Source organism: Pseudomonas sp. GL-B-12, assembly GCF_019955895.1.
Classification (GTDB): Bacteria; Pseudomonadota; Gammaproteobacteria; order Pseudomonadales; family Pseudomonadaceae; genus Aquipseudomonas.
Genome location: NZ_JAHBCX010000011.1, coordinates 36,797 through 63,343 on the forward strand (window position 1 = coordinate 36,797; position 26,547 = coordinate 63,343).

The 26,547-nt window shown below is 58.9% G+C and carries 27 protein-coding genes; 6 read left to right on the plus strand and 21 right to left on the minus strand.

The features are described from left to right. Positions 1-10: 10 nt before the first annotated feature. The 3 genes from KGA85_RS06230 to KGA85_RS06240 all read right to left on the minus strand — a co-directional run bounded on the left by KGA85_RS06230 (position 11) and on the right by KGA85_RS06240 (position 1,689). Positions 11-250: a TIGR03758 family integrating conjugative element protein gene (locus KGA85_RS06230; RefSeq protein WP_223510725.1), complete on the minus strand. Its 240-nt coding sequence runs from the start codon at positions 248-250 to the stop codon at positions 11-13. Next, positions 247-582 (minus strand): RAQPRD family integrative conjugative element protein, encoded by a 336-nt coding sequence (locus tag KGA85_RS06235; RefSeq protein WP_223510726.1) that lies wholly within the window; start codon positions 580-582, stop codon positions 247-249. The genes KGA85_RS06230 and KGA85_RS06235 overlap by 4 nt, the downstream gene beginning before the upstream one ends. 597 nt (positions 583-1,179) lie before the next feature. Next, on the minus strand, positions 1,180-1,689 hold the full coding sequence (locus KGA85_RS06240) for an Lrp/AsnC family transcriptional regulator (RefSeq protein ID WP_223510727.1): 510 nt from the start codon (positions 1,687-1,689) through the stop codon (positions 1,180-1,182). A gap of 200 nt (positions 1,690-1,889) precedes the next feature. On the opposite strand from KGA85_RS06240, the gene KGA85_RS06245 reads away from it, so the two are divergent. From KGA85_RS06245 to KGA85_RS06265, 5 genes are all read left to right on the plus strand, one after another. Beyond that, entirely contained in the window at positions 1,890-2,906 is a 1,017-nt protein-coding gene (locus tag KGA85_RS06245; RefSeq protein ID WP_223542994.1) for a 1-aminocyclopropane-1-carboxylate deaminase, read from the plus strand. Positions 2,907-3,043: 137 nt separating this feature from the next. Then, positions 3,044-3,508, plus strand: a complete 465-nt coding sequence (locus KGA85_RS06250; RefSeq protein WP_223510728.1) for a transketolase — start codon at positions 3,044-3,046, stop codon at positions 3,506-3,508. A gap of 60 nt (positions 3,509-3,568) precedes the next feature. After that, positions 3,569-3,991, plus strand: a complete 423-nt coding sequence (locus tag KGA85_RS06255; RefSeq protein ID WP_217857986.1) for a hypothetical protein — start codon at positions 3,569-3,571, stop codon at positions 3,989-3,991. Continuing rightward, positions 3,988-6,687, plus strand: a complete 2,700-nt coding sequence (gene mdeB, locus KGA85_RS06260) for an alpha-ketoglutarate dehydrogenase (protein WP_223542995.1) — start codon at positions 3,988-3,990, stop codon at positions 6,685-6,687. The genes KGA85_RS06255 and mdeB overlap by 4 nt, the downstream gene beginning before the upstream one ends. 39 nt (positions 6,688-6,726) lie before the next feature. Beyond that, on the plus strand, positions 6,727-7,992 hold the full coding sequence (locus KGA85_RS06265) for a dihydrolipoyllysine-residue acetyltransferase (protein ID WP_223510730.1): 1,266 nt from the start codon (positions 6,727-6,729) through the stop codon (positions 7,990-7,992). 728 nt (positions 7,993-8,720) lie between these two features. On the opposite strand, the gene KGA85_RS06270 is transcribed toward KGA85_RS06265, so the two are convergent. The 7 genes from KGA85_RS06270 to KGA85_RS06300 all read right to left on the minus strand — a co-directional run bounded on the left by KGA85_RS06270 (position 8,721) and on the right by KGA85_RS06300 (position 16,767). After that, positions 8,721-9,875: a M20 family metallopeptidase gene (locus KGA85_RS06270; RefSeq protein WP_223510731.1), complete on the minus strand. Its 1,155-nt coding sequence runs from the start codon at positions 9,873-9,875 to the stop codon at positions 8,721-8,723. Continuing rightward, positions 9,872-11,296, minus strand: a complete 1,425-nt coding sequence (locus KGA85_RS06275; RefSeq protein ID WP_223510732.1) for a M20 family metallopeptidase — start codon at positions 11,294-11,296, stop codon at positions 9,872-9,874. The genes KGA85_RS06270 and KGA85_RS06275 overlap by 4 nt, the downstream gene beginning before the upstream one ends. Next, entirely contained in the window at positions 11,293-12,282 is a 990-nt protein-coding gene (locus KGA85_RS06280; RefSeq protein ID WP_223542996.1) for an ABC transporter ATP-binding protein, read from the minus strand. The genes KGA85_RS06275 and KGA85_RS06280 overlap by 4 nt, the downstream gene beginning before the upstream one ends. Further along, the gene (locus tag KGA85_RS06285; RefSeq protein ID WP_223510734.1) at positions 12,279-13,295 is read right to left on the minus strand and encodes an ABC transporter ATP-binding protein; all 1,017 of its coding nucleotides are present in this window, start codon (positions 13,293-13,295) and stop codon (positions 12,279-12,281) included. The genes KGA85_RS06280 and KGA85_RS06285 overlap by 4 nt, the downstream gene beginning before the upstream one ends. Before the next feature lie 16 nt (positions 13,296-13,311). Beyond that, positions 13,312-14,214 carry an ABC transporter permease gene (locus tag KGA85_RS06290; RefSeq protein ID WP_217857979.1) on the minus strand — a complete coding sequence of 301 codons (903 nt, stop codon included), beginning with the start codon at positions 14,212-14,214 and terminating at the stop codon, positions 13,312-13,314. Positions 14,215-14,223: 9 nt separating this feature from the next. Further along, positions 14,224-15,141 carry an ABC transporter permease gene (locus KGA85_RS06295; protein WP_024077467.1) on the minus strand — a complete coding sequence of 306 codons (918 nt, stop codon included), beginning with the start codon at positions 15,139-15,141 and terminating at the stop codon, positions 14,224-14,226. Between the two features lie 105 nt (positions 15,142-15,246). Then, positions 15,247-16,767: an ABC transporter substrate-binding protein gene (locus KGA85_RS06300; protein WP_223510735.1), complete on the minus strand. Its 1,521-nt coding sequence runs from the start codon at positions 16,765-16,767 to the stop codon at positions 15,247-15,249. Positions 16,768-16,953: 186 nt separating this feature from the next. Here KGA85_RS06300 and KGA85_RS06305 point away from each other — a divergent pair, with 186 nt between their 5' ends. Beyond that, on the plus strand, positions 16,954-17,871 hold the full coding sequence (locus KGA85_RS06305; RefSeq protein ID WP_223510918.1) for a LysR substrate-binding domain-containing protein: 918 nt from the start codon (positions 16,954-16,956) through the stop codon (positions 17,869-17,871). A 239-nt stretch (positions 17,872-18,110) separates the two neighbouring features. Here KGA85_RS06305 and KGA85_RS06310 read toward each other — a convergent pair whose 3' ends face one another. The 11 genes from KGA85_RS06310 to KGA85_RS06360 form a co-directional block, all read right to left on the minus strand. After that, complete coding sequence (locus KGA85_RS06310) at positions 18,111-18,848, minus strand: TIGR03747 family integrating conjugative element membrane protein (protein ID WP_223510736.1); 738 nt, start codon at positions 18,846-18,848, stop codon at positions 18,111-18,113. A gap of 90 nt (positions 18,849-18,938) precedes the next feature. Then, complete coding sequence (traD, locus tag KGA85_RS06315; protein ID WP_223534579.1) at positions 18,939-21,044, minus strand: type IV conjugative transfer system coupling protein TraD; 2,106 nt, start codon at positions 21,042-21,044, stop codon at positions 18,939-18,941. A 9-nt stretch (positions 21,045-21,053) separates the two neighbouring features. Then, a complete protein-coding gene (locus tag KGA85_RS06320) occupies positions 21,054-21,569 on the minus strand; it encodes an integrating conjugative element protein (RefSeq protein ID WP_223510738.1) in 516 nt (171 codons plus the stop codon). Continuing rightward, the gene (locus KGA85_RS06325) at positions 21,566-22,114 is read right to left on the minus strand and encodes a lytic transglycosylase (protein WP_223510739.1); all 549 of its coding nucleotides are present in this window, start codon (positions 22,112-22,114) and stop codon (positions 21,566-21,568) included. The genes KGA85_RS06320 and KGA85_RS06325 overlap by 4 nt, the downstream gene beginning before the upstream one ends. Next, entirely contained in the window at positions 22,096-22,815 is a 720-nt protein-coding gene (locus KGA85_RS06330) for a TIGR03759 family integrating conjugative element protein (RefSeq protein WP_223510740.1), read from the minus strand. The genes KGA85_RS06325 and KGA85_RS06330 overlap by 19 nt, the downstream gene beginning before the upstream one ends. Positions 22,816-22,824: 9 nt before the next feature. Further along, on the minus strand, positions 22,825-23,496 hold the full coding sequence (locus KGA85_RS06335; RefSeq protein ID WP_223542997.1) for a chemotaxis protein: 672 nt from the start codon (positions 23,494-23,496) through the stop codon (positions 22,825-22,827). Beyond that, positions 23,493-24,020, minus strand: a complete 528-nt coding sequence (locus KGA85_RS06340; RefSeq protein WP_223510742.1) for a PilL N-terminal domain-containing protein — start codon at positions 24,018-24,020, stop codon at positions 23,493-23,495. The genes KGA85_RS06335 and KGA85_RS06340 overlap by 4 nt, the downstream gene beginning before the upstream one ends. Positions 24,021-24,126: 106 nt before the next feature. Continuing rightward, positions 24,127-24,873 (minus strand): ABC transporter substrate-binding protein, encoded by a 747-nt coding sequence (locus tag KGA85_RS06345; protein ID WP_223510743.1) that lies wholly within the window; start codon positions 24,871-24,873, stop codon positions 24,127-24,129. 51 nt (positions 24,874-24,924) lie between these two features. Further along, entirely contained in the window at positions 24,925-25,419 is a 495-nt protein-coding gene (gene radC / locus KGA85_RS06350) for a RadC family protein (protein ID WP_223510744.1), read from the minus strand. A gap of 100 nt (positions 25,420-25,519) precedes the next feature. Further along, positions 25,520-25,777, minus strand: a complete 258-nt coding sequence (locus tag KGA85_RS06355) for a hypothetical protein (RefSeq protein WP_223510745.1) — start codon at positions 25,775-25,777, stop codon at positions 25,520-25,522. 71 nt (positions 25,778-25,848) lie between these two features. Then, a complete protein-coding gene (locus tag KGA85_RS06360) occupies positions 25,849-26,430 on the minus strand; it encodes an STY4534 family ICE replication protein (RefSeq protein WP_223531746.1) in 582 nt (193 codons plus the stop codon). Between the last annotated feature and the right edge of the window lie 117 nt (positions 26,431-26,547).

The window sequence follows — 26,547 nt, forward strand, 5'->3', positions numbered from 1 at the left end:
ATCTCCGGTGTCAGGACAGGGTGAAGAACATTAGGACGAGTAGGGCGAGCAAGACGCGCGCGGCACTGCCGCCGAAGACGCCGAAGCGCACGCTGCCGGCTGCCCAAGCCCGGTAAGCCGTCCACATCACCCAGGCACACCAGAGCAAAGCCAGGACGAGAACCAGGGACAGCCACAGTGTCGAACTGCTCTGTACCGAGAAGCCTGAGGCGTTTTGGAACGCTGAGGTCTGCGCGTCAGTCATGCTCATGGAGAGGGCTCCGTTGGCGGAGTATCGAGGCGGTAATCGCCGACCAATTCATCGGGCGCGCGGGGCTGAGCACGAGAGGGGGACAGATAGTCCTGCACACCTTGACGGATACGTTGGATGTCTTGAATTAGGCGGGGATAGTCGAAGCGATAGCGATCGTCGGGTTCAGCCGTGCTGGCTACCTCAGCTCGCATTGCAAGGCGTTCGATGGTGTCGAGTTGCCGCTGGATAAGGCTGAGTTGATCCTGCTCATGAGCCGAGGCGGCATAGCTACTGCCGTGAACGATAGCCAGCGAGAGCAGTAACAAGTAGCGGAAGGTGGTAGCTGGCATGATGCTGGCCCATATGGATCTGGGAGCAGAATCAAGCCAGAGGGTGAATTTTTCCGTAAGAAACCTGAGGTCTGATGAATCGCTTTTTCTGGGAAACGACTGGGGATGTTTACATTACCGCTAATGTGGTCCTTCGATCTTTGGTGGAGAGAGTGGTTGAGGCTCTAGGGAAATCCCACTCTTGGTGAGCTTCGTTGATAACGATATCGTCACAACCCATTTCCCTGATCATGTGGTCGGTCACGTAGGTGGCTTTACGCTGACTCGTGTCGATGGAACCGTTTTGACCTGGTTGAACAACCAACGTAAATAGGCCGTAAAAGCCGCTCCACGGCATGCCCGCCAATGCGCGGGCTAAGCCCGTAAGAGAGGACCACTTTCGCGTCAACGTTTACAAGGGGATCAGCATTATGAGCACTGCTACCTGCCGCATCTGCGGGCTTCTTTATGTGTCGTCTTTGGCAGAGGATCGATCAACTGACCCTGCTATTGGATGCGGACATCACGTCGTTCTTTGATGAGATCGACCATGAATGGATGCTGATGTTTCTGGGACACCGGATTGCAGACCGACGCCTGCTCGGGCTAATTTGAGCCTCAAAGAGGGATGTGGGTTGTCGACAAGACCTGGCGCAACCCCATGAACGAGCGTATCTGGCGAACCCCGGGCAGGTAAAGCAATTGCTCCGCGTGGAGCCGGTTGAAACTGTTGCTGTCCTTGGTTCGTATCAACATGAAGTAGTCGAACTCCCCCGTCACCACATGGCATTCCATGCAGCCGGACACCTTTTGCGCCGCGGCTTCGAAGGCTGCGAAGGATTCCGGCGTCGAGCGGTCCAGCACCACGCCGATCAACACCACCATCCCTGCATCGAGCGCTTGATTGTCCAGCAACGCGACAATGCCCTTGATCAGGCCCGCCTGCTTGAGGCGTTCGACTCGTCGCAGGCAGGCCGGCGCGCTCAGTTTCACCTTCTCGGCGAGCGCCACATTGGAGATAGAGGCGTCTCGCTGCAGGGTCTTGAGAATGGCGCGGTCGGTCCGGTCCAGCGGGTGCGGCTCCGCACCTGAAGTGCCGGGCTTCTTGGGATTATTTGTTGCGCTCATATTGGTTTCTACACAATAAAAATATGTTTTAGGTATTAATTGATGACTTATGTTTCTTTAATGAATTGAAACTTGCAACACATATTTTCAGCTTTGTTCTTAATATTGAACTCATCGAAGCCCCTCTGAAAAAACCTGGAACGCAGCCTTTTTGCCTTTCGGTCTGGCGCTTGGATATCCAATAAACAAGGAGCAGAGTCATGAACCTGAATCGTTTTAAACGTTATCCGCTGACCTTCGGTCCTTCTCCCATCACGCCCTTGAAACGCCTCAGCGAACACCTGGGCGGCAAGGTCGAGTTGTATGCCAAACGTGAAGACTGCAACAGTGGCCTGGCCTTTGGCGGCAACAAGACGCGCAAGCTCGAATACCTGATTCCCGAGGCACTCGAACAGGGCTGCGACACCCTGGTCTCCATCGGCGGGATCCAGTCGAACCAGACCCGGCAGGTCGCCGCCGTTGCTGCCCACCTCGGCATGAAGTGTGTGCTGGTGCAGGAAAATTGGGTGAACTACTCCGACGCCGTGTATGACCGGGTCGGCAATATCGAGATGTCCCGCATCATGGGTGCGGACGTACGACTGGACGCTGCAGGGTTCGACATCGGTATTCGGCCCAGCTGGGAGAAGGCCATGAACGACGTGGTGGAACGGGGTGGCAAGCCGTTCCCGATACCGGCGGGTTGTTCCGAACATCCCTACGGCGGGCTCGGGTTCGTCGGCTTTGCCGAGGAAGTGCGGGAGCAGGAAAAACAACTGGGGTTCAAGTTCGATTACATCGTGGTCTGCTCCGTCACCGGCAGTACCCAGGCCGGCATGGTCGTCGGTTTCGCCGCGGACGGCCGTTCGAAGAACGTTATCGGCATTGATGCCTCGGCCAAGCCCGAGAAAACCAAGGCACAGATACTGCGTATCGCCCGGCACACCGCTGAGCTGGTGGAACTGGGTCGTGAGATCACCGAAGACGACGTGGTGCTCGATACACGCTTCGCCTACCCGGAATATGGTTTGCCCAACGAAGGTACGCTGGAAGCCATTCGTCTGTGCGGCAGCCTTGAAGGTGTGTTGACCGACCCAGTGTATGAAGGCAAATCCATGCACGGGATGATCGAAATGGTCCGCCGTGGCGAGTTCCGCGAAGGCTCGAAAGTGCTTTACGCACACCTGGGCGGGGCACCTGCGCTGAACGCCTACAGTTTCCTGTTCCGCAACGGCTGATTAACGCCAATAACCTGTAGGCGCGAGCTTGCTCACGAAGCGGTGGGTTAGTCGGCATCAATGTTGAATGTCACGGCCACATCGTCGGATCACCGCCCGGAGCAAGCTGCTCCTACCAAACCGCCGGGAGTACCGCCATGCATGCGATATCGCAATCCGCAGTCTGGATCAAGGAACCTTCGGCGGATGCCGGAGTGGTCATCGTGACCAGCGCCGCGTTGCCCAAATACATGATCGACAAGCTGCACGTGGCGATAGATGACTGGGACCAGGTGGCTTATCTAGCCGTCAAGCAATCCGAGGAGTTGATGGTTGACTGGTTGCGGGTCGGGTCTAGCCCGGAGCAATCTGCTGGGGGCGACGCGTGTTATGCCAGCCACCTGTTGCGCTCCGTCTCCCACGGCAGTTTTTTACTGGATGTCGAAGTCGGCACGGTTCCCGGCTTGACCTGGCTGGGGTCCGTGCGCGGTCACCCGTTGCGCGTCGTCGAACTGGGAGCGATAGCCTCATCCACCGCAGCGATGGATCAACAGGTAGAACAAGTGCTTTCGGCGACCCGCCGTCTGGCGAAAAGCGTGCTGCAGGCGCGCGGCGTCATTTAGCCAGTGTCCTCGCCAATTCGCCTGTTGAATCAACCACCCCAAACAACAAAGGCAACGCCTATGAGCCAAGCTGCCGACTGTCGTACCAACGCCCTGAAGTGGATGCGCGAGCCTTCAAATTGCACACGTATCGTGGTCATCGCGTGCGGGCTTGATAGCGATCATATTGACTTGATCCATCAGGGTTTCAGCTGTTTTGACAATGTGGCACTGATCCATGTCGATGCTGTGAACACGATGCCTGGCCAGCTCGCTGAAGTGCGAGTGGCCAAGGGTGACTACTGTTTTGTCGTGCTCGGTGAACTGGATGAGCGTTTATTGCACGACCTTTCCATTGGTCAGCCCTGCATCTACCCGATTGCTTCAGACGGGGCGGCCGAACGTTCGGTCATTGCGGCAGTAGAACAGGTGAAAAGCCTCGCCCGAGTGAACCGTTCGCACCACCTTGAAGTGTTATCCGACACCTGCAGGAGTTGCTCATGAGCCCGTCCGATACCCAGACCCAATTGCGGGGCCAGACAGCTGTAGATGTACAGGAAATGGCCGAGTGGCGGGAGGCGTTGCTGTCCGTCATCGCCCACGGCGGCACGGTCCGGGCAAAACAGATCCTCGACATGCTGGTGGCCGTGGCCAGCACTTCCGAGATCGGTTGGCGGCCCAGCCACGGCACGCCCTATATCAATACGATCAGCGTCGAGCAGCAGCCGGTGTTTCCGGGCGACCTGGCGCTGGAAGAGCGACTGGCTTCGATCATGCGCTGGAACGCGCTGGTCATGGTTGCCAGAGCCAACCAGGCCTATGGGGAACTGGGTGGCCACATCGCCAGTTACGCCAGCGCCGCCGATTTGTTTGAAGTGGGCTTCAACCATTTTTTCAAGGCGCGCACCGACACTCGCGGCGGTGATCTGGTGTTTTACCAGCCGCACTCGGCACCGGGCGTTTATGCGCGGGCCTTTCTGGAAGGGCGCCTCGAGGAGCAGGATCTGCAACATTATCGGCAAGAGATCGGCGCGCGCGCCAATGGCGCCCGGGGATTGTCGAGTTACCCGCACCCGTGGTTGATGCCGGACTTCTGGCAGTTCCCGACGGGCTCGATGGGCATCGGTCCGATCAGCTCGATCTACCAGGCGCGTTTCATGCGTTACCTGGAGCACCGCGGCCTGCAAAATACCTCGGGGCGGACCGTCTGGGGGGTGTTTGGCGACGGTGAAATGGATGAGCCGGAAAGCATGTCGGCGCTGACCCTGGCGGCGCGTGAAGGGCTGGATAATCTGGTGTGGGTGGTCAACTGCAACCTTCAGCGCCTGGACGGTCCGGTGCGTGGCAACGGTCGCATCATCGATGAGCTGGAGGCGCTGTTCGGCGGGGCCGGCTGGAACGTCATCAAACTGGTCTGGGGCTCCGACTGGGACGGATTGTTTGCCCGGGATAAAGACGGCGCGCTGGTCCGGGCATTGTCGGCAACGGTCGATGGCCAGTTCCAGACGTTCGCGGCCAAGGATGGGCGTTTCAACCGCGAGCATTTCTTCGGCCAGGACGAAGCCCTGGCGCATTTGGCTCAAGGCTTGACGGATGAACAGATCGATCGCCTCAAACGTGGTGGTCATGACTTGGTGAAAATCTTTGCCGCGTATCAAAGCGCAATGCGCGAGGGCAAGAAGCCTACGGTGATTCTGGCGCAAACCAAGAAAGGCTTCGGCATGGGCGACGCCGGGCAGGGCAAGATGACCGTGCACCAGCAGAAGAAACTCGACAAGGACGCCTTGATCGCCTTCCGCAACCGCTTCAATTTGCCGCTGACCGATGAACAGGCGACCTCGCTGAGCTTCTTCAAACCTGCCACCGACAGCGCGGAAATGCGTTACCTGCACGAACGTCGCCGGGCGTTGGGCGGGTACATGCCGTCGCGGCCCACCACTTCGGCGTCGTTGGTTGTGCCTGACGTCAACAGCTACGCCGGGTTTGCCATCACCGCCGAAGGCAAGGAAATGTCCACCACCATGGCCTTCGTGCGGATGCTCAGCGGTTTGCTGCGGGACAAGCAACTGGGGCCGCGAATCGTACCGATCGTGGCGGATGAAGCGCGTACCTTTGGCATGGCCAGCCTGTTCAAGCAGATCGGCATCTACTCCAGTGTGGGGCAGCGTTATGAGCCGGAGGACATTGGTTCGATCCTGAGTTATCGAGAAGCCCTGGACGGGCAGATTCTCGAAGAGGGCATCAGCGAGGCCGGCGCCATCAGTTCCTGGGTGGCTGCCGCGACCAGCTACTCGGTGCATGGCCTGCCGATGTTGCCGTTCTACATCTATTACTCGATGTTCGGCTTCCAGCGCATCGGCGACCTGATCTGGGCAGCGGCGGATCAGCGCGCTCGCGGGTTCCTGCTCGGCGCCACCGCGGGGCGCACAACCCTGGGCGGCGAAGGTTTGCAACACCAGGACGGCAACAGCCATTTGATGGCGTCGATGGTGCCCAATTGCCGTGCCTACGACCCGGCGTTCGCCAGTGAGTTTGCGGTGATTCTGGACCACGGCATGCGCCAGATGCTTGAGCGTCAGGTCGACGAGTTTTACTACGTCACGTTGATGAACGAGAACTACCCGCAGCCGAATCTTCCCGAAGGTGTCGAGCAGGCGATTATCAAAGGCATGTACTTGTTCGCTCGGCATGAAGTCGAAGACGCGCGCGGCAGCGTTCAGCTGTTGGGCTCCGGCACGATCCTGCTTGAGGTGATCGCGGCGGCCGAGTTGTTGACCCGCGACTGGAACATCGACAGCGAAGTCTGGAGCGTCACCAGCTTCACCGAGCTGGCCCGAGATGCACGGGAAGTGGAACGCTGGAACCGCCTGCATCCCGGACAAACCGAGCGGCGCAGCCATGTTCAGGAGTCGCTCAACGACACGGCGCCGATCATTGCCTGCACCGATTACGTGCGCGCCTTGCCTCAGCTGATCGCCAGTTATCTCGATGCCCATTACACCGTGCTCGGCACCGACGGCTTTGGTCGCAGTGATACACGCAACCAGCTGCGCAGGTTCTTCGAAGTGGACCGCCATCAGGTCGTCTTGAGCGCACTGACTGCACTGGTGCATGAGGGGCATCTGGACGCCAGTGTCTGTGCCGAGGCGATTGAGCGCTACGCCATTGACGTTGACGCAGTAGTCCCTTGGGACGCTTGAAACCGGCTTCAGACAGAATCGAATTTTCAGGAAACGGTTATGAAGAATGTGCATGAAGTTCGAATGCCCGACATCGGCGATGCCAAGGATGTCGGTGTCATTGAAATCCTGGTCAAGGCGGGCAATGCGGTAGTCGAAGGGCAGCCCCTGATCATCGTCGAGACCGACAAGGCGTCCATGGAGATTCCTTCGCCGCAAGCGGGCGTGTTGCAATCATTGGCGGTCAAGCTGGATGACAAGGTCAGCGAAGGATCGTCGATTGCCTTTATCGAGATTGATCGGCCATTGTCAGTGCTTCCACAACCGGATATCGCACCTGTAGCCGAAGCTGTTGCAACCTGCGCCGAACCCGAGCGGGTCGTTGCGACACCATCGCCAACTGAAACCAATGGTTCACTAACGGACTTGCCGCTGGCATCGCCCTCGGTGCGTAAGTTCTCTCGGGAACTGGGTGTTTCACTCAAGGCCATTCAGGGCACGGGAGCGCGTCATCGCATCACTAAGGATGATGTCCTTGCCCATGTAAAAGGGGCTCTGACCGGCCAGGCGCCGGCGGCCAATGCTCAGCCGTTGGGTGGTTTATTACCTTGGCCGGTGGTTGATTTCGCCAAATATGGGCCGGTGGAAAGCAAGGCGCTGTCCCGGATCAAGACAATCAGCGGCGCTAACTTGCACCGCAATTGGGTGATGATTCCTCACGTTACCAATCATGACGATGCGGATATCACATTGCTGGAACAGTTCCGTGTGCAGATGAACCAGGAAAAAGCACAAGGCGGAATAAAGATCACGTTGCTGGCCTTGTTGATGAAAGCCTGTGCGGCGGCGCTGAAAAAGTTTCCGGAGTTCAATGCCAGCCTCAATGGCGACGAACTGGTGTTTAAGCGTTACTTCCATATCGGGTTTGCCGCCGATACGCCGCAGGGGTTGGTCGTTCCTGTGATCAAGGATGTAGACCAGAAAGGCGTGCTGGCGATTGCGCGGGAAATGTCAGCGCTTGCTGAGAAGGCTCGTGCAGGTAAGTTGAGCGTTAGCGATATGAGTGGCGGCTGCTTTTCCATCTCATCGTTGGGCGGGATTGGCGGGACCTATTTCACGCCGATCATCAATGCGCCCGAGGTCGCCATATTGGGGGTGGGTAAAAGCAGGGAAAGACTGGCGATGGAAGATGGGCAAGTGGTCACGCGGAAGATTCTGCCATTGAGCCTGAGTTGGGATCATCGCGTTATCGATGGCGCCGCCGCCGGGCGTTTCAATGCCTATCTGGGCAGTGTGCTGACGGATTACCGCAGGCTTGTCTTGTAGTCTGAAAGTGACGGTCTGGTCGAGCCGTTTATAGATTTTTCGTTTGTCATCGCGTTGATCTACAAGGCGCTGTAAATCACCCCCTGTTGCGATGCTCATCATCTGGAAGGTACGGATAAATTGGTGGGTGTTTTCCCGCGACTGCAAATCAGAATGTGGCGGATCATCTTCATGTCACCGCCAATTGGGATGACGTTACCGTTGCGCTTTGGTCGCGCCCCGGTGTGGTGTGGACGTGGGTAAACTCATCGGCATGGCGGTGGCGACGGAACTTTCCCCGGCAAGTCGAGGGTGTGCAGGCATTCTTGAAGGATACCGTGACGAACGCCGTGTTCTGGCCTCGGGCGAAAAACAGTGCCGTCAGTGCATTGGCCACACGGTATTCGGCGCGGTGTCTCCCGTTGGGTCAGTAGGCTGTTGCACGCATCCAGGACGCGTTGCATACGCAGGAACATGGTGCGCAAGGTCCCGATGGATTCTTATGCTGGCGATACGTTACGCCTCCAGGCTTGAGCGCTTGTCGCTATCTAGGGCGTTGAAGGAGTAGTCCACCAATTCCGGACAGTAGCGTTGGACCCTTGGAATTGTCATGACCATGCTCTCTCACAGTCGGATGCTCGAATGTCATCTCGTCGGTGGTATGCCATCAGGTGATGACGTCAACCTTCAACGCCGGGGCGTGACTGCGTGAACACCCTATCCCCGGCGATTCTTAGATACTCATTACCTCAACTGCTCTCGCCGACAGCCAGAATGGTCGCCACCAAGGCCAGCGCGCGAGGCACAAGCGTGTCCAGTTCCAGATATTCACGATCGGTGTGGACCTTGCCACCAACCGGCCCGAGGCCACACAGGGTTGGAATGCCCAGGCTGGCGGTGAATCCGGAGTCGGCGCAACCGCCGGTGAATTCACCTTCGACGCTGAAACCCAGCGCCAGCGCTTTTTGTTGGTAGATGTGCAGCAGCCGTTCGCTGTGATGGGCTTCCATCGGTAGAAAGGTCGTCGCTTCCTTGAGGATGGCGCTGGTGCCGATCAGTTCCTCTTCTGCAACGATGGCCTGGATTGCGGTAAAGATCTGATCCCAGTGCTTGAGTTCGATGAAGCGCACGTCCAGCCGGGCGGAGGCGCTAGGCGCGACGGTGTTGCTGGACGTGCCACCGGATATCAGGCCAACGTTAGTGGTGATGCCTGCCTGGTAATCGGTCAAGGCATGGAGCTTGACGATCTTGCGTGCCAGGGCTTCGATGGCGCTGGCTCCGTCGGCATGGTTGACCCCGGCATGCGCCGCGCGGCCGCTGACTTCGATGATCAGCGTGGCACCGCCTTTGCGTGCGCTGACCACGTTACCGCTGGCCCGGCCGGGTTCGGTATTGAGCACGGCGCGGGCGGCACGGGCTGCGTTTTCGATATGGGTTCTGGCGCTACCGGAGCCGATTTCTTCGTCACCGGTGTACAGAACCTGCACCGGATAGGGCAACTGACCGGCGCGCTTGAGTGCCATGAGGGCGAAGCAATTGAGCACCAGGCCGCCTTTCATGTCGGCGACGCCGGGGCCATAGGCGAGGTTGGCGTCGCGGCTGTAGCCGCGAGTCGTGGTGGTGCCTTTGGGGAACACTGTGTCGCGATGGCCCAGCAACAGCACCGGCTTTCCAGATGCGCCTGGCACTTCGGCGAGTATCACGTCGCCAAAACCATCGACGGGCATGCGCTTGAGCAGGATGCCGTCAGCTTCCAGTTCAGCCTCGAGCAGCGTGCCCACAGCGTCGACGCCCGCCTTGTCATAGCTGTTGGAGTCGGTGTCGACGATACGCTGTAGCAGCGCTTCCATGGCTTGGCGCTGGTCAGCAAGCCAGTCCAGCGCCTGTTGTGGCGTCGCGTTCATTGCGCCTGCTCCCGTAACTGATGTTCCTGAGTCAGGCGTGCCGCGTCGTTGCCCAGGTCCCAGAATAGCCCGGCCATGATTTGCAGGCTTTCCTTGACCACCGGTGCTAGCAAGTGCTCGTTCGGCGCATGTTGTGAGCATGCCGGGTACGAGTGCGGCACCCACAATGTTGGCAGGCCGAGCACGTCCGCGAACACGTCGTTGGGCAGCGAGCCACCGAGGTTTGGCAGAAGCGCAGGTTTTTTGCCGGTGGTCTGTGCCAAGGAGCTGAGCGCCCAATTGACCCATGGGCTTTGCGGATCTAGCCGAGTGGCATGCATCACATCGATGCGGCTTTGCTTGACCTCGACATTGCTGAAACCATGAGCATCCAGGTGGGTGCGCACAGCCGGGATAAAGGTCGTGTAGTCGCTGTTCACCACGAAGCGGATATGGCAGTGGGCGTTGGCCTTACCGGGGATCGCATGCACGGGGGCGTCCGGGTTGCCGGTCTTGAAGGCGATGACGTCGAGGGTGTTCCAGCCGAACACCTTTTCGCTCAGCGAAAGCTCCGGATTACCCCAGTTGGCGTCGATTTCCGGATCGCCCGGCCCGCCACCGACGTCAATATCGGTCAGTGCCTGCCGAACCGGCTCCGGCAGTGTCTCGGGCATCAGACCCGCAACTTTCACCCGACCGTGTTCATCGACCATGCTTGCGATGGCATTGGCCAGAATGATGCCAGGGTTAGCCAGCAACCCGCCCCAGTTGCCAGAGTGATGAGCGCCTTCGCGCAAATTGACCACCAGTTCGAAGTTGAACACCCCACGTGAGCCAAGAAAAATCGTCGGTCGTGATGCCGCCAGGCGCGGGCCGTCCGAGGCGATGAAAATATCCGCCGCGAGCTCTTTACGGTGCGCGGCACAGAATGCATTCAAGCCCGGCGAGCCTTCTTCTTCGCCCATTTCCAACAGCAGTTTGACGTTGAAACCCAGCTTGCCGTCGCGAGCCTTGAGCGTTTGCTCCAGCGCGGTCAGGTTGATCAGGTGCTGGCCTTTGTTATCCGCCGTGCCGCGGCCGTACCAGCGATCGCCTTCGACAGTGACTTGCCACGGCGACAGGCCTTCACGCCATTGCGCTTCATAGCCCCGCACCACATCACCGTGGCCGTAGCTGAGCACGGTCGGCAGTTCTGGATGTTCAATGCGTGTGGCGATCATGAAGGGGCCGCGCTCTGCCACCGGGTTGTCATAGATCTTGACGCTGAAGCCCATCGCCTCGACATGCGGGGTGATGAAGTCATTGAGGTAGCGATGCAACTCGGGCTGGCTGTCCGTTGCCTGGCTTTCGGTGTGCAAGGCGACGCTACGCTCGAGCAGACTGAAAAATGCGCCGTTGTCAAATTGCTCTGTGGTGTTGCTGATGGCCAGTGAACGACTCATGAGTGGACAAGCTCCAGTGTTTGGGCAGGAATGTCGTGAAGGTGGCAACGCACGTTGCCGCCGATAAGCGGACCATTGGCCGGGTAGGCCGTTTTGCAGGGGGCGAAGCAGCTCGGGCAGCGCGGATGGAAGGCGCAACCGGACGGCGGTGACATCGGATTGGGGAAGGTGCCGTGCAGGCCGATTTCGGGAATGCCCAGGCGCGGATCGGGCGTGAGCACCGAGTCCAGCAAGGCGCGGGTATAAGGGTGGCCGGGTTTAGCGAACAACGATTCGCGAGTGCGTTCTTCGACGATGCGCCCCAGATACATCACCGCGACCCGGTCGGCGAGGTGTTCGATGACCGCCAGGTTATGGCTGATCAGTAGATAGGTCAGGCCGAATTCGCGCTTGAGGTCTTGCAGCAGGTTGAGAATCTGCGCCTGTACCGAAACGTCCAGCGCCGAAGTGGGTTCGTCGCAGATCAACACGTCAGGGCGCATGATCAACGCCCGGGCAATGGCCACCCGTTGCCGCTGGCCGCCGGACAGTTGGCTCGGGTAGCTGTCGATGACCCGTTTGGGCAGGCCGACCACATCGAGCATCTCTTCGGTCTTCTTGCGCCGCTCGGCGGTGCTGCCGATGTCATGGACGATCAGCGGCAGGGTAACGATTTCGCGCAGCGTCTTGCGTGGGTTCAGCGAGGAATACGGGTCCTGGAATATCGGCTGAATGTGCCGGGACATTTCCTTACGATCAGTCGCCGCCAGATGTCTGCCATTGACCAGCACATCGCCGCTGGTAGGCGGCAACAGACCGAGCAGCATCTTTGCCAGGGTACTTTTTCCGCAGCCGGACTCGCCTACCAGACCGAGGGTCTCGCCACGCATCAGGCGCAGGGAAACGCCATCTACGGCCTTCAGGGTGGCGGCGGGTTTGAAAAAGCCCTTGTTGATCCGAAACTCGCGACGGATGTCACACAGCTCCAAAGTGATGTCTTTTTTCATGACCATGCACTCTCCTGAAGGCGAATCGGCGCTGGGTCCGGTGCGGCGAACAGGCAGCGTGCCATGTGTCCGTCCTGTTCTACTTCGGGGATGTTTTGCGCGCAGGCCGGTATCGCCTGACCGCAACGATTGCGGAACGCACAACCTTGCTGTTCGCCTACCAGACTTGGCACCAGGCCTGGAATCGAACCCAGCGCCTCACCCGGTTTGGTCCGGCCAGGGATTGGAATACTGGCCAGCAGACCACGGGTGTACGGATGCTGCGGGTTCTCGAACAGTTGCAGGGCAGGGGCGGTTTCGACGATTTCCCCGGCATACATCACTGCGACCCGATCGGCGATCCGTGCCACCAGCCCAAGGTCGTGGGTGATGAAGATCACCGCCAGGCCGAGTTCTTTCTGAATGTCGCGGATCAAGCGCAGGATCTGCGCTTGAATGGTCACGTCCAGTGCCGTGGTTGGCTCATCAGCGATGATCAGGTCCGGTTCGCACATCAACGCCATGGCGATGATCACACGCTGGCGCAAACCGCCAGAAAGTTGATGCGGATACTGACGCAAGCGCTCGGTAGCATTGCTGATACCGACTTTCTCCAGCATCTGCGCGGCGCGAGCCAGGGCATCCTTGCGTGACACCTTGCGATGCTGAGTCAGCACTTCGCTGAGCTGATCGCCAATGCTGTAGGCCGGGTTCAGCGAGGTCATCGGTTCCTGGAAGATCATCGCCAGACGATTGCCGCGCAGGTCGCACATGCGCCGCTCGCTCTGGCCCAACATGTCGATACCGTCCAGAGTCAGCCGGGACGCGGTGCGTTTAGCCTTGCGTGGCAACAGGTCCATCAGCGCCAGCGAGGTCAGGGATTTACCGCAGCCGGATTCGCCGACGATGCACAGCATTTCACCGCGCTCGACTTCAAAATCCAGACCGCGCACGGCATGCAGCATGTCATCCGGCGTCGGGCTGTTGCCCATGGGGATGTCCACGCGCAGGTTTTCCACATGGAGTAGTGCCATGTTCGGTACTCCTCTATCAGTTGCGGCCGTCGGGCAGGATCAGATCGCGCAGGCCATCGCCGACCAGGTTGATGCCCAGCACCAGAATCATCAGGGCGACGCCGGGAATGGCGATGACCCATGGGGAAAAGAACATGTAGGGTTTGCCTTCAGCGATCATCAAACCCCAGGACGGCGTCGGCGGCTGTACGCCAACCCCGAGGAACGACAGTGCCGACTCCAGCAGGATCGCGTGGGCCATTTCCAGAGTCGCGACGACGATCAGTGCGCCGACCAGATTGGGCAGAATTTCACTGACCAGAATGCGCAGGGTCGAGCAACCAAGAGCCTGGGCCGACGCCACATATTCAGCATCGCGAATCTGTTGCACCGAAGCCCTGACCACCACCGCGAAGCGATCCCATAACAGGCAACCGAGTAGCACGATTACCACTTTCAGTGAGCCGCCCATCAGCGAGGCCGAGGCCAGCGCGACCATCACGACCGGCATCGCCAGCCGGGTGGTGATCAGGTAGCTGATAAACGCATCGACCTTGCCGCCGTAGTAACCAGCCAACAGCCCCATGACGGTGCCGATAAAGCCGGAAATCAGCGCCGCCGCAATGCCGATGAACAGCGAAATACGTGCGCCGTAGAGCAGTCGCGACAGGTAGTCACGGCCCAGCTTGTCGGTGCCGAGGACGTATTCCCAGGTGCCGTGGGCCATCCATACCGGCGGTTTCATGCGCAGCATCACGTCTTGCGCATATGGGTCGTAAGGTGCCAGCCACGGCGCGAACAGTGCACCAGCGAAGATGATCAGCAACAACACCGCGCCGATGGCGAAACCACGATGACGAAAGCTCTTGCCAAGTACTCGGCTCAGGCTGCTCGGTGGTGGCAGGTAGTCATTGATCGCAAGGGTAGTGGGGGTGCTCATGTAAGCCTCCTAGCGCACGCGAATGCGCGGGTCGAGCAGTGCGTTGAGCACATCGGCCAGCAAGGTGAGGATGATGTAGATCACCGCAATCAGCAGGACCACGGCCTGTACCACCGGAAAGTCGTCACGGGCGATGGCGTCCCAGGCGAGTTGTCCGATGCCTTGCAGGGAGAACACGGTTTCGATCACCACCGAACCGCCGAGCATGAAGCCGAACTCCACCGCCGCCAGCGCGACTACCGGAATCAAGGCGTTGCGCAGTGCGTGCTTGAACAACACGCGGGCAGGGCGCAGGCCCTTGGCGCGGGCGGTGCGGATGTAATCGGAGCTGAGTACATCAAGCATGCCTGCACGGGTCAGACGCATGATTGCCGGAGTCGCGTAGTAGCCTAAGGCAATGGCCGGCATGACGAAGTGCAGCAGGGTCGAGTTGCCGGACACCGGTAGCCACTTGAGCGTCACCGCGAACACCACGATCAACATCAGCGCAAACCAGAAACTTGGCATTGCCTGACCCAGCACCGCAATGCTCAAGGCCAGTCGGTCAACCCAGGTGTCGCGTTTGACCGCCGCCAGCACGCCCAGTGGAATCGCCACCAGCAAGGCGATACCCAGCGCCATGGCACCTAACCCGAGGGTAATCGGCAAGCGGCTGGCGACGAGGTTGTAGACCGATTCCTGAAAGAAGAAAGAGTTGCCCAGGTCCAGCCGCAGCAAATCGCCCAGCCAGTTGAAGTACTGGGTCGGTAGCGGTTTGTTCAAACCGTACTGCACGCGGATCTGTTCGATCTGTTCGCTAGTGGCTTCCGGTCCGCCAATGGCAGTGGCCAGGTCGCCGGACAGATGCAAAAGAGAAAAGCTGATCACCGACACGGTAATGGCAACGCAAATAGCGATGCCCAGACGGCGCAGAAGGAATCCAAGCATGGCAAGTTTCCTCATATCCAATGGATAACATGTGTGAGGACGTGTCCGTGGTGCGGGTTAGTCCGCAAGCCACGGCACCTCTCGATCAATCCGCTCGGTTGCGGATTACTTCCAACTGGACTGAACGAAACGCGGCAGCTCATCCGGGTACGGCGTGAACGCGAGTTCGGAGGTGTAGGCGTAGTTCATCGAGTAGTTGAACAGCGGCGCCCAGTACGCCTGTTCGCTGATGCGCTGCAACGCCTTGCGGTAGTTGTCCTTGCGAAATTGCGGGTCGAGGGCGTTATCGGCGGCCTGCAACCAACCCTGGACTTGCGGGTCTTTGATGTTGTCGTCCGGATTGCCCTTGAACCAGGTACCGGCCGACGCCGAGGTGTCGAGGATCGAGAACGAGCCCCAGGCCTGAAAGGACATTGGCACCTTGCCGCCACGTTGCTGATCGCGCAGGGCGGCGTATTTCAAGTAGCGTAGCTTGGCGTTGATGCCCACAGCACGGAGGTTGCCGATGATGGCTTCGACGTAATCACGGTCGCGATAAGCGAAGATTTCTGTCTCGAAGCCATTTGGGTAACCGGCTTCGGCGAGCAGCGCCTTGGCCTTGGCCGGGTCATAGTTGTAGACCGTGGCCGCGGTGGTATCGCAACCGAACTGGCCTGGATAACAGGCAACCTGCAAGGGTTTAGCTTCGCCACCCACCAATTGCGTGGCCAGCGCATTGCGGTTGATCGCATGGTTGATGGCTTGACGCACCTTGAGGTTCTTCATCGGCGAGTTTTCCGTGGAGGTGCCCCGAGCATCAAGAATCAGGAAGCCGATGCGCATGGTTTCGCTGCTGGTCACGGTCAGGTTCGGCATGCCTTTGAGGTCGACTGCCTGATCTGAGGTCACACGCCAGGTCCAGTCGACACCATCGGTCATCAACTCGGCCAGGCGGGTTTCTGCATCCGGGATCACCCGGAACGTGAGGTGGCCGATATGTGGCTTGCCTTGTGGGCTGTCCGGAAAGTAGTCCTTGTTGATCTCCATGGTCACGCCTTCGCCAGCCACCACCGACACGGCTTTATACGGCCCGGTACCAATTGGCTTGCGACTGAATTCGGCCAGGCCGACCTTCTCGAAGTACTGCTTGGGGAACATCGGAACGGTGTTGGACAGATATTCCAGTGCCGGAGGGAAAGGCTTCTTCAAATACAGGCGGACGCTGTAGTCACCGGTTTTTTCGGCGCTCTTGATCCAGTCTACGTTTTGCACGGTAACGACTTTCGCTTCGGGCGACACCACGTAGTTGAGGGTGAACACCACGTCGTCGGCGGTGAAGGCGTCGCCGTTGTGAAATTTGACGCCTTTGCGCAGCTCAAAGTCGATGGTGGTGTCGTCGACCTGTTTCCAGCTGGTGGCCAGCATGGGTTTGTATTCGCCGCTGTTGGGATCGCGGTAGATCAGGTTGTCCCAGATCAGCCGGCCGAGAATCACACCTTCGCGTAAATCATTGTGATAGGGGCTGATGTTTTCAGGCTCGCTGTCGGAAGCGTAAACCAGGGTGTCGTTGGCTTTACCGGCATGAGCCGGAAAACTGCTGATGAGGCCCATCAGCGCAATACTGCAGGCGAAACCTTTGATGCCCATGCCGTCGTCTCCGTTGGCGAGAGTGGTTGAATCAAAGGGCAGCGAATCGCAAATGCGTAAAGGAGAATGAAAAGGTCAGGTAATGTTTTTTTTGGTCTGGACACGAATGTAGGGAAAGGCTATCAATGCCACAAGAATAATATTTCGATACTTCCGTTGCCGAAAAGGCAATCCTTGGGGGCGCCGATGCAGCTGTATGGTGTGCAGTCCACGGCACTGCGCTATTTTCTGGAAGTAGCGCGATGCGGATCGATCAGCGAAGCCTCGGTGCGATTGAATGTCGCGGCGTCAGCGGTGAGCCGACAAATTTCCAAGCTTGAGTTGGCCCTGGATGCCAGCCTGTTTGAGCGTCGTGCCCGGGGCATGGTGCTCAGCGAGGCGGGCGCGCGACTTGCGGCTTATGCGCGCAAGTCGCAGCTTGAGGCCGAGCAGGTGGTGCTGGAAATTACCGAGCTGCATGGCTTGCAACGGGGTCATGTGCATGTTGCCTGCTCGGAAGGATTTGCACTGGAATACATGCCCAGGAGCATTAGCGCGTTCAGGCGTGAGTATCAGGGTATTCATTTCACATTGGAGGTCTGTGCGCCTGCGGAAGCGACTGAGAAGGTTCGTTCTGGGGAAGCCGATCTGGCGATGACTTTCAGCCTGATGCCGCAAAAGGAAATCAAGGTCGAACATGTCCTGAGCGGGGCGATTTTTGCCGTGGTCTCCAATTCTCATCCCTTGGCCGGGCGTGAAGCGGTCAGCCTCGCTGAGTTGCAACCCTGGCCCATAGCGTTACCGAAGGCCGATACCACGATACGGCAACTGTTCGACATCTGTTGCGGTGTACAGGGGTTGTTGTTCGACCCGGTGTTGACCACTAATTACGTTGCCGCGCTCTATAGCTTCGTCCGCGAAGAGGGAGTGATTAGCCTGGCCAGCGAAATGACCTTGCACAAGCAGGTGGCCGACAAGGCACTCCAATGCTTGCCGATCCTGGATGAAGGCATGCAGGCACGGCGCATCGAACTGCAAAGCATGGCTGGACGCAATTTACCGGCGGCGGTTTCTGCGTTCAGGGATTTTCTGATCGCTGAGCTGGCGAAGGCGAAGCGTCGTTGAAAAGACGAGGTTACTTGACTCTACCGTCTTGTGGTCGCTCTAGCACTCAAATCGAATAGGGCTACCTTCGGTCATGTCTTCAAGACGGTGAAGCTTTTAGCTTAACGCCATTGGCCGCTCCCCTTTTGGTGCGAGCCTACTAGGCTGATTATTCCTATCACCCGCGCGGGAGCGACAACCATAAAGTAGGGTGTTCATTTATCAGTGGAGTGTTGACACTCGCCCTCTGACGAACGCACTCAGAGATATTTTTTGAACGTCGTCGCGGTGATCGCTACTGTTGCTCCAAGTATTACTGCGCAAGGCAAAAGAATAGCTATAGGGTTGAGTGAAAAGGGCAGGGATAGGTAAATGACCCAGGGCACGATCAGCAGTGGTATCACTGCTCGTTTAGCGCGGTGGTAGACAAAACTGCTTTCTCGTCCGGCTCCAAACTTACGCAGGTCGCGGCGCATCAAGCCATCGACAAAACCGGTGAACGAGGCCAACAAAAATAGTGGTGTGGCCAGGACCAGAATGGTCAGGCGCACCACGAAGGTAAAGGTCACATACACTGCAGCCAGCACGAAATCCTCAATGCTCACGTAGAGCTGATTGGTCCAACTCCAGAAGCCGTTGCCCTGGCTCGACACCCGCGCTTGCCGGGAAAAATCCGCAAAGCCTGTCTTGACTAGCAGCCACTGATTGAGGAAGTCCAGCCACTGGACAATCGTTGGCCCAGGTTGTTGGATGATGAGTGAAGCTTTGAAGTGCTCGCTGAGCCATCCCAATTCGCTATTCAACATGGCCTGGCTGTGTCGCCAACCCTGATCGCCCCAGAACAGTAGCAGGCCTGCGAACTCGATGAGGATCGAGAACAGCAACGAGGCGATCAGCAAGCCAATAATGCGCAGCACTAGGCTGATCGTTGAGACAATCAGTCCTGGGTGTTGGATCGGCTGTGGCCGTCGCGGCGTGTTCTGTACGGAAGTCGCCATCGTTTACTCCATTGCGCACCGTTGAGTTGATGCCGCCACGGCGCCTGCCGAATACGTGTTTGCTGAATCGAAACCTTTGGCGGGGCCGGGCTACCCCACCTGATCCAGATCGAAGTTTGTTGTTGGGCCGCCACCGCTCGCGCTCCACCATTGCCCTGCCTGCGCGTTGTAGGTGGCCCGCATTCGCTGGGTGAGCTCCTGCAGGTCCTTGGGTATGGCGTCGTTGTTGGAGGATTTTGGCAACGGCATACGGACTTTCCAGAGCTGACCACCGGCCTGGAAGGAAAACATTTGCCCCTTGGGCAAACTGACGATGTGCGCAGGCTCGATCAGCGGCACACTGGTGCTGCTGACACGGTCCTGTGAGGACGAGGTGAAGTCCGTGTTGGCTTCAGGATCGGAGGTGTCGGTGGCGCCCGACACCAGGGTTTTGGTCAGCACATTGACCTTGGGCAACTGCTGGGTGAGCAGCTCCGCGGTCGCGGTTTCACGCACCCGCAGCATCTGCAGGGTGTTGAAGTTGCCAATAACCTGGCCAGCTTTGGCGCGGTTGCCGATACGTGCTTCGATATCGCTGAGGGTCTGGGTGTAGGCGGTTACCTGGATACCGGCACCGCCACCCTTATTGATCAGCGGGATGAACTCATCGCCCATCAACTCGTTGAACTCATCAGCGTGCAGGTTAATCGGCAGCTTGTCACTGTTGCTGCCCGATGGGGGTAGGCCATGGTCAATGCCATGTTTGTAGATGTGCCCCGCGACCGAGACCAAGTCGGCGAACATGGAGTTGCCCACCGCGGCGGCCACCTCGGCGTCGGTCAGTGCATCCAGACCGACGTAGACGATGCCGCGTTTTCGGATGATCTGCATCCAGTCGAAGATTGGCCGCGGGTCATCTAAATCGGTGTAGTTGGGGGCCAGTAACTGGGCGGTCTTACCGGTGGTGAGTTTCTCCAGCAGCGGCAGTAGCGAAGCCACGATTTTGTCGAAGTAAGTACGGTCGTAGCGTACCGCCGAACGCAGTCCGTCCATTACCGGATCAAATACCCGCTTCACCGCCAGGTACTGCTCGATGGCCACCACACGCTTTTCGCGCCCCACCATATGCCGGGGAATGTTCTTCTCGGTGAGCTTGCCTTCAAGCTGGACGATCACTTCCCACGCTTTCGGATCGGTTTTGGCGAAAAACTGCTGGGCGTATTCGATGAACAGCGCGTCGATGTTGACCACATGTCGCTGGATCTGCAGGTAGTCTGGGCGCCGGCCCAACTCGATCAAAGCCCGGGCAATGATATTGACGAAGCGCCAGGCGAACTCACGGAAGGCCGCAGAGTTACCTTCACCACTGAGCTGCCCAGCAATGCGTGACGCCACTTCCGAAATGCGTCCGAAACGTCCCACCGCGTTGTAGCGCGCGGAGATCTCCGGCCAGCCCAGATGGAAAACATAGAATTCCTTTTCCCGACCGGCCCGTTTGGCTTCGACGTACATCCGCTTGAGCAAGTCAGCATCGCCCTTCGGATCGAAGACAATGACCACCTCATGTTCGATGCGATGAATGTCCTGGGTGATGTACACCTCGGCGAGTCGCGTCTTGCCGACACGGGTAGTGCCGAGCACCAGGGTGTGTCCTACCCGTTCGCCCAGCGGCAGACTGACTTCCGTTTCATCGGGCTCGACCCCATGCAATAGTGGCGACCCACCTACCGGGGGCAAAGGGCGCAACGGATTGAAGGCACTGTCCCAGGCCGTGACACGGGCCAGTATCGAGAGTCGAAACGGTGCATGCTCCAGGCGCCGCTCGAGTCCACGGGCCAGGCGGTAGCTGGTCGGTTGGTCGACATAGTGGGCGACCGCCGGATCCTGGGCCTCGACCAAGCGCTGGGTGTGCAGGCGGGTCCAGCGAAAGCCGCGACCCATGAACAAACGCTTACGGCTAACCGGAATCTGGCGACTGGTCAGTTCGTAGCGGGGCAGCCGGCGGATATTGCGCCGATAGCGCAACACTTCCCAGGCTTGTCGCAGGCGGATCAGGCCGAACAGAGCATAGGCCAGCGCCGCAACCTGCCCGATCTCGGGTGACAGGGCCACGGCCCAGGGTGAGTACACGCACAGCACTGCGGCCGCGATGCAGATCGCTACGGTGTACAGCTCCACCGCTGGCCGGAGCTTGGATTCCATCGAATGCTCGGCCATGGCCTGGACTCACTGTTCCAGTGAGGTGGCGGTGATCAGGACGGGGTAGTGCTCGATCTGGAGGCGGGTGGTGATGTCGTTGCCATTGACCGGCAGGATGGTGATGTCTGGAGCGGCTGCTCGAATCCGGGTCAAAGCTTCAGTATCGGCCACTTCGACGGCCAGACCGGCCGCACCCATTTCCTGCAGTTCAGCCGCGCGTTGACGCAGCCAAGTCAGCGACTGGGGATCGTCACCGACCAGGAAAAATGGCCGCAAGCCCGGCATGTTCAGGGCGCGGGACGTGATCTGGCCGGGGCTCAAGTGAGAGCTGCGAACGGGCAGTATCCAGGCTTCATCGGCAAAGGTGGACAGGTCCGCATGCATGGCCCGATCAGGCTGGGTCTTGTTGTTTATTGGCGGCCTGGAAACTTGAAAATGGGGCCGGGTGAAGTCGCTAGGCTGATCCCCAGCTACGGTCAGTCCCGGCTGGGCGAAAGGTGTCACGAGCAGGAAGAAATAACAGGTAAGGGATGTTCGCTTCATGGTGGTGTGCCCTGTTCGAAGGAGACCAGTAGTCGTTCGAGTTGCCGGGAAAAGTCTGCGCGGTAACGCGCGGCCGGCGCGCCTCCCGCCGGGCGGTGATAGCGTCCGGCAGCTGACAACCAATCACCGGTGGCGGCGTGATGCTCCTGCAACAGTGCTGCGGTCACGGCGAGATTTCGGTAGGGGTCGAGGGCTTCGCAGGGACTGGAAAAACGTTGCCCGTGGTAACCCAGGTTGGTTTGTCCAAGACCGACATCGACCCGCTTGGCGTCATGCAGGGCGAGCGCCTGAAGCAAGGCGTGACAGGCGGCCTGGCGAGTGGCGAAGCGGTAGGGTGTTCCGGCGATGTTCAGGGTCCAAGGCCAGGGCAGCAGTCGACCACGGACGCGGATACCGCTCTCCTGCAGGGCAATCGCGAACAGCACCGTAGAAGGGATGTCGGCGTCATGCGCCGCCAGTTGGTAGGCAGGAGGCGGAAGTTCGTCAGCCTGGACGGCGAGCACCGTCAGCATGAGCGCAATGCCACTCAGTCGAGGCGTTGCCATTGTCCATTCACCTGTTGAAATGTGGCAGGCAATGGCTCCGGGGCACCCAGGCTGAACCAGCGACCACGGTCATGGTTCAGGGTGATCTGCCGGCGTTGCACTTTGGCCGGATCGATGTCCGCTTGCCGAGCCCAGCTACGGACGCTTTCATCCTCGCCTTGGCTGCCCACCAGGTAGATATCGAATGCCGTGTCACTGCTTTGCAGACGCTGCGCTTCGGCGGTGCACGCCGGGCAGTGGTCCTCCACAAACAGGGCTTGGCGCGGCGCGACCGCTGAGCTGGTAGGGGACGGGGATGCCATGCCCTGGATCGGCAGCAGCCCGGGAAACAGCTTGGCCCAGGTCGCGGTGTAAGAGTTTTGGTAGGCCAGTTCGCGCTCGGCGCGTTTGGCTTCCAGCGCAACTTGTAATTCGGCATAGCGCTGGCGCTCTTGGTCGGTCTCGGCCTCGACTCCGAGTGCGGTCAACGGATCGAGGTTCGGGCTCCAGAAACCGCGCGGGCCGGCTTGGATCTGTTCGAAGCGCGTCCACTCCTGCTCCGTCAGACCCCAGCTCGCCGCCTGTTCAGAGTCAGAGCGCCCCAGGGGAGCGGACTGCGTGTCCTGGATCCGTGACTGTGTCGTCATGGGATTGCCCATCGCTGCTCCTGTGCTCAGTAGCGAAACGAGACAGACGACGGCGGGCAGTTGCGCTCTGTTCATGATTGCGTCTCAAGGGAGGTGCACGGTCTGGTCTGGCTGAGCCGCCACTGCGAAGATGGCTGAGTTCGGTTCCAGCACTTTCAGGTGCCAAGTTCCGAGCTGCTCGCCGCTATGCAGCAGCCGAACATCCATGAGCGAGTGACTATCATGAGGTGCGACCGCCAGAAAGCGCTCACCACCGCGGGACTCGACTCCCAACACTGAGAACGGTGGTGAGAGGGGGATGGGCTTGGGGCGAGCGGTCTGTTTCGGCTTGGTCGCGGAAGAGGTTGGTGGTGGGAGTGATGGCTGAGTCTTGAGGTCCACGAGCTGTTGCTCGATCTGCTCAAGGCGTGCGCGTAACGCTGTCATCTCTGCCTCGGTGGCACGGGCTGCTAGACCGTCGCGCAGTTCCTGTATTTCATGCGCCCATTGATCCAACATCGGATCGAGGGTATTGGCCTGTTGCTCACCGGAATCGACCATCTGCGTCAGGTCTTTCAGCGCGTACTGCAGCTTCTCCTGGGCGTCCTTGAGGGCGCTTGAATCATGTTGCAGGGTGTCCAGGGTTTGTCGGTATTGCGTGTTCGTGCTCTGCAGTTCGGCCACGCGTTGATACTGGTTATACAAACCACCGCTCAGGCCGGCGACTGCCAAGCAAAGCAGCCCAATGATGAGGGTTTGAAACGTCGAGGCTCTCATGGGCGCGCCTCCAACAGATGGGGCGAGACGGGTGTGATCAGCGCGACGTCGGCCTCCGTTTTCTGCTGTTCGAAGCAGACCGAACGGCTGACTTCGTCGGTCGTGAGTTGCCAGGCGGGGCCGGCGAGCACTTGCAGCGCGCGGCGCAAAGAGATCGGGCCGAGCCGGTAATGGGCCGCGGGCAGGGGCCGAGTAAACAGCATCTTCACCGACGCTGTAACGGGGCAGAGCGAATAGCCCGAGCGCTGCAAGACGTACTGCAATGCATCCTGCACCGAAGGGTTCAGGCTGGGCGGGATGCTCACGTCAATGATTTGCGCCAGAAGATCGCGTTGTTCCGTGGTGGGCTCGGTGCTGACCAGCGTGTAGCGGCCATAGCGGAGTTCTGCCGGATGATCCGTCGAGAACTGGGCCCGATTGGAGCCACTGTCGATCTCTGGATTGGTCGGCAAAGGGTTGGGGCTTTGCGCGGTGCAGGCGCTCAACAAACCTAGCAGGCAGACAGGCGTGAAAAAACGCTCCATGGAAGAAACCTCATGTCAGATTCAGTGCAGAACCTGACATGAGGTGAAGGAGCCATTCAGTGAGAAAGTTGATTCAAGGTGGGTCGTGTTAACGCTGAACGCGTTGCTATTCATCAAAAATGGCGAGCCCATCCAAGACGGCAGCGTCGGGGTCGAAGATCAACAATCGCACATCCGCCAATGCCGCCAAATACAGGACGTTGACCAAGGCCTCCGGTGTGCCGGCGTCGAGTTGTTCTTGTCTCAAGCTCGAATAACGATTGCCCTCAATGCTCAGCAAATTCTCGTCCGTCCATGGCGTGCCGATCAGTTTGCAACCGATACCGCAGCAATCTGGCAGCGTAAAAAGCTCGAACAAGAGGCCGGTTTGCCTCGGAGCCGAGTGACTGACCCACGCCTCAAGACACAGCAACGATTCTTCGGGAAGGTGCGCGCTACTGATTTCCCAGGCTCGACTGTAGTGTCCCGTTTCGAAGTTCAAGCAATGGATCATGGCTTGGGCTTCTTCCAGGGAGTACAGGTCGCCGACGTGATGCCGCTTGCTGAGCACTTCTCCCATCACGGCGTAGATCACTTGGCGCACCAGGCCGGTGGATTGGCAACGTTCATCCAACTCCTCCGGAATGAAATGGCCGTCGCTGATCAAGGCGAAATCGTCATTGAACAGGCAGGGGAACAGCTGCAGCTTATCGTCGGATAGATGGGCCTGTGAGTCGTGTACGGGTCGAAAGCAGGGAGGGCAGTCGTCTTCGTAGGTGATCAGTAGCAGTCGTTCGATATGCAGGTTGTCGTAGCCGCGAGCAAATGGGTTGGAGGCCGCCAGCAGAGCTGGGGCTCGGGGTGTGGGGTTCATGAGCGTTCTCCAGATGAAAATGAACAAGGCGCCCGAAGGCGCCTGTGAGGGTTAAAGCCAGCCATGTTCGGCAAGGGAGAGAGGATGACCTTCACCGACGATGAAGTGATCCAGTACGCGCACTTCGATCAAGGCCAAGGCCTCTTTCAACCGTGTGGTCAAGACGCGATCCGCCTGGCTGGGTTCCGTACAACCTGAGGGGTGGTTGTGAACAAAAATGGCGGCCGCAGCGTTATGCGCTAGGGAACGCTTAACGACTTGGCGGGGGTAAACGCTGGCGCCATCAATGCTGCCGTGAAAGAGGACTTCGAACGCCAGCACGCGGTGCTGGGCATCAAGAAAAATCACACCGAAGACTTCATGCTCTTGTTGCGCAAGATGCAGTTTTAGGTATGAGGCCACGACATCAGGTGACGTCAGGTTGGGGCCGCGGTTGAACAGCCGACGATCCAGAATGTGCAGCGCTTCGTCGATCACCTGGTTTTCTTGGACAATGCGATCAGCCTCGAAATCCGAGGTTTCAATCAACGTGAGTTGGGTGCTCATGGTGGTACCTCCGAAGGGAACAATCAGGGGTACACACCCGAGGGGAGTGGTGTCCCCGAGGTGGATATAGAGTTGTGGGCGTTAGCAGGTGACGCGCTGTTTACAGCCGAGTGAATCGGTGGCGTTGACCGTGTAGGGGCGAACCACAACCGTCGCAGGGCAAGGGGGAAAAGGCTTTTATTCCCCAGCCGGTTTCGGGATTGAAGTCGGCACTGATGGGCATTAACCGAACCAGTCCACGATGGATGTCGGCGATGCGTTTCTCGATTTCATTCGTCGTGTAGTAGAGCGACAACGTGCTGTAGTCCTCGTAAGCCGCAGCGAACAGGCACTCGTCGCAAAGCCAGAAGGATTCCATGTTGGTTCTCCTGTGCTGATTGAAGAAAAGGCGCTCGAGGGAGCGCCTTGATGTGGAGCATCGTGGACTGTTCAGGCGGACTGAACGGTACGGGTGGCATCACGGCGGGCCGTGCGGGGAGCAGGTGGAGATTCAGGTTCGACCCGAGCCTCTCTTGGGTTTTCGGTCTCCTCAGCTTCGACATCAGCCGACGTTGGGGATGGCTCACTGTTTGGCGCTGGCTCAACAGGTGCTGTTGCTTCCTGCCTGGCGGGCGCTTTGTACTCGAACGTGCCGTTGACCTTGATCCAGTCGATGAACAGCAAACGACCTTTCAGGCTGGCGCCCGGTTGGCCTTGTTTATCGCCTTTCTCGTAGAGAAACGGATCGATCCACAGGTCGCCGATACGGAACGACAGCAAGACCTTTTTCTCGGCGTTGACGGCGTCCATATAGAGACGAATCAAGCGTTCAGCTTCGCCCCCAGCGACTTTGCAATCGAAGCGGGTGTACTCCACTGCATCGCTGGCACCGTGCAGGGCGGCGATATCGCAGGCCATGAACGGCTGGCCGCGGCGAACTTGTACTTCACGAACACGGTTGAGATAGCCGATACCGACGGTGTGCAGGTTGAAGTATGTGGTCGCTTCTTGGGAATGGTTGGTGTGGGCCATGGTGGTTCTCCTGTTTCAAGGGAAAACGGCGACGCACAGTCCCTGACGGGGAAGTGAGCCCCCGTCAAGGTGGGTAAGGTGAAGGCGAGCAATGAACGACTCGGCACCGGCAAGCCG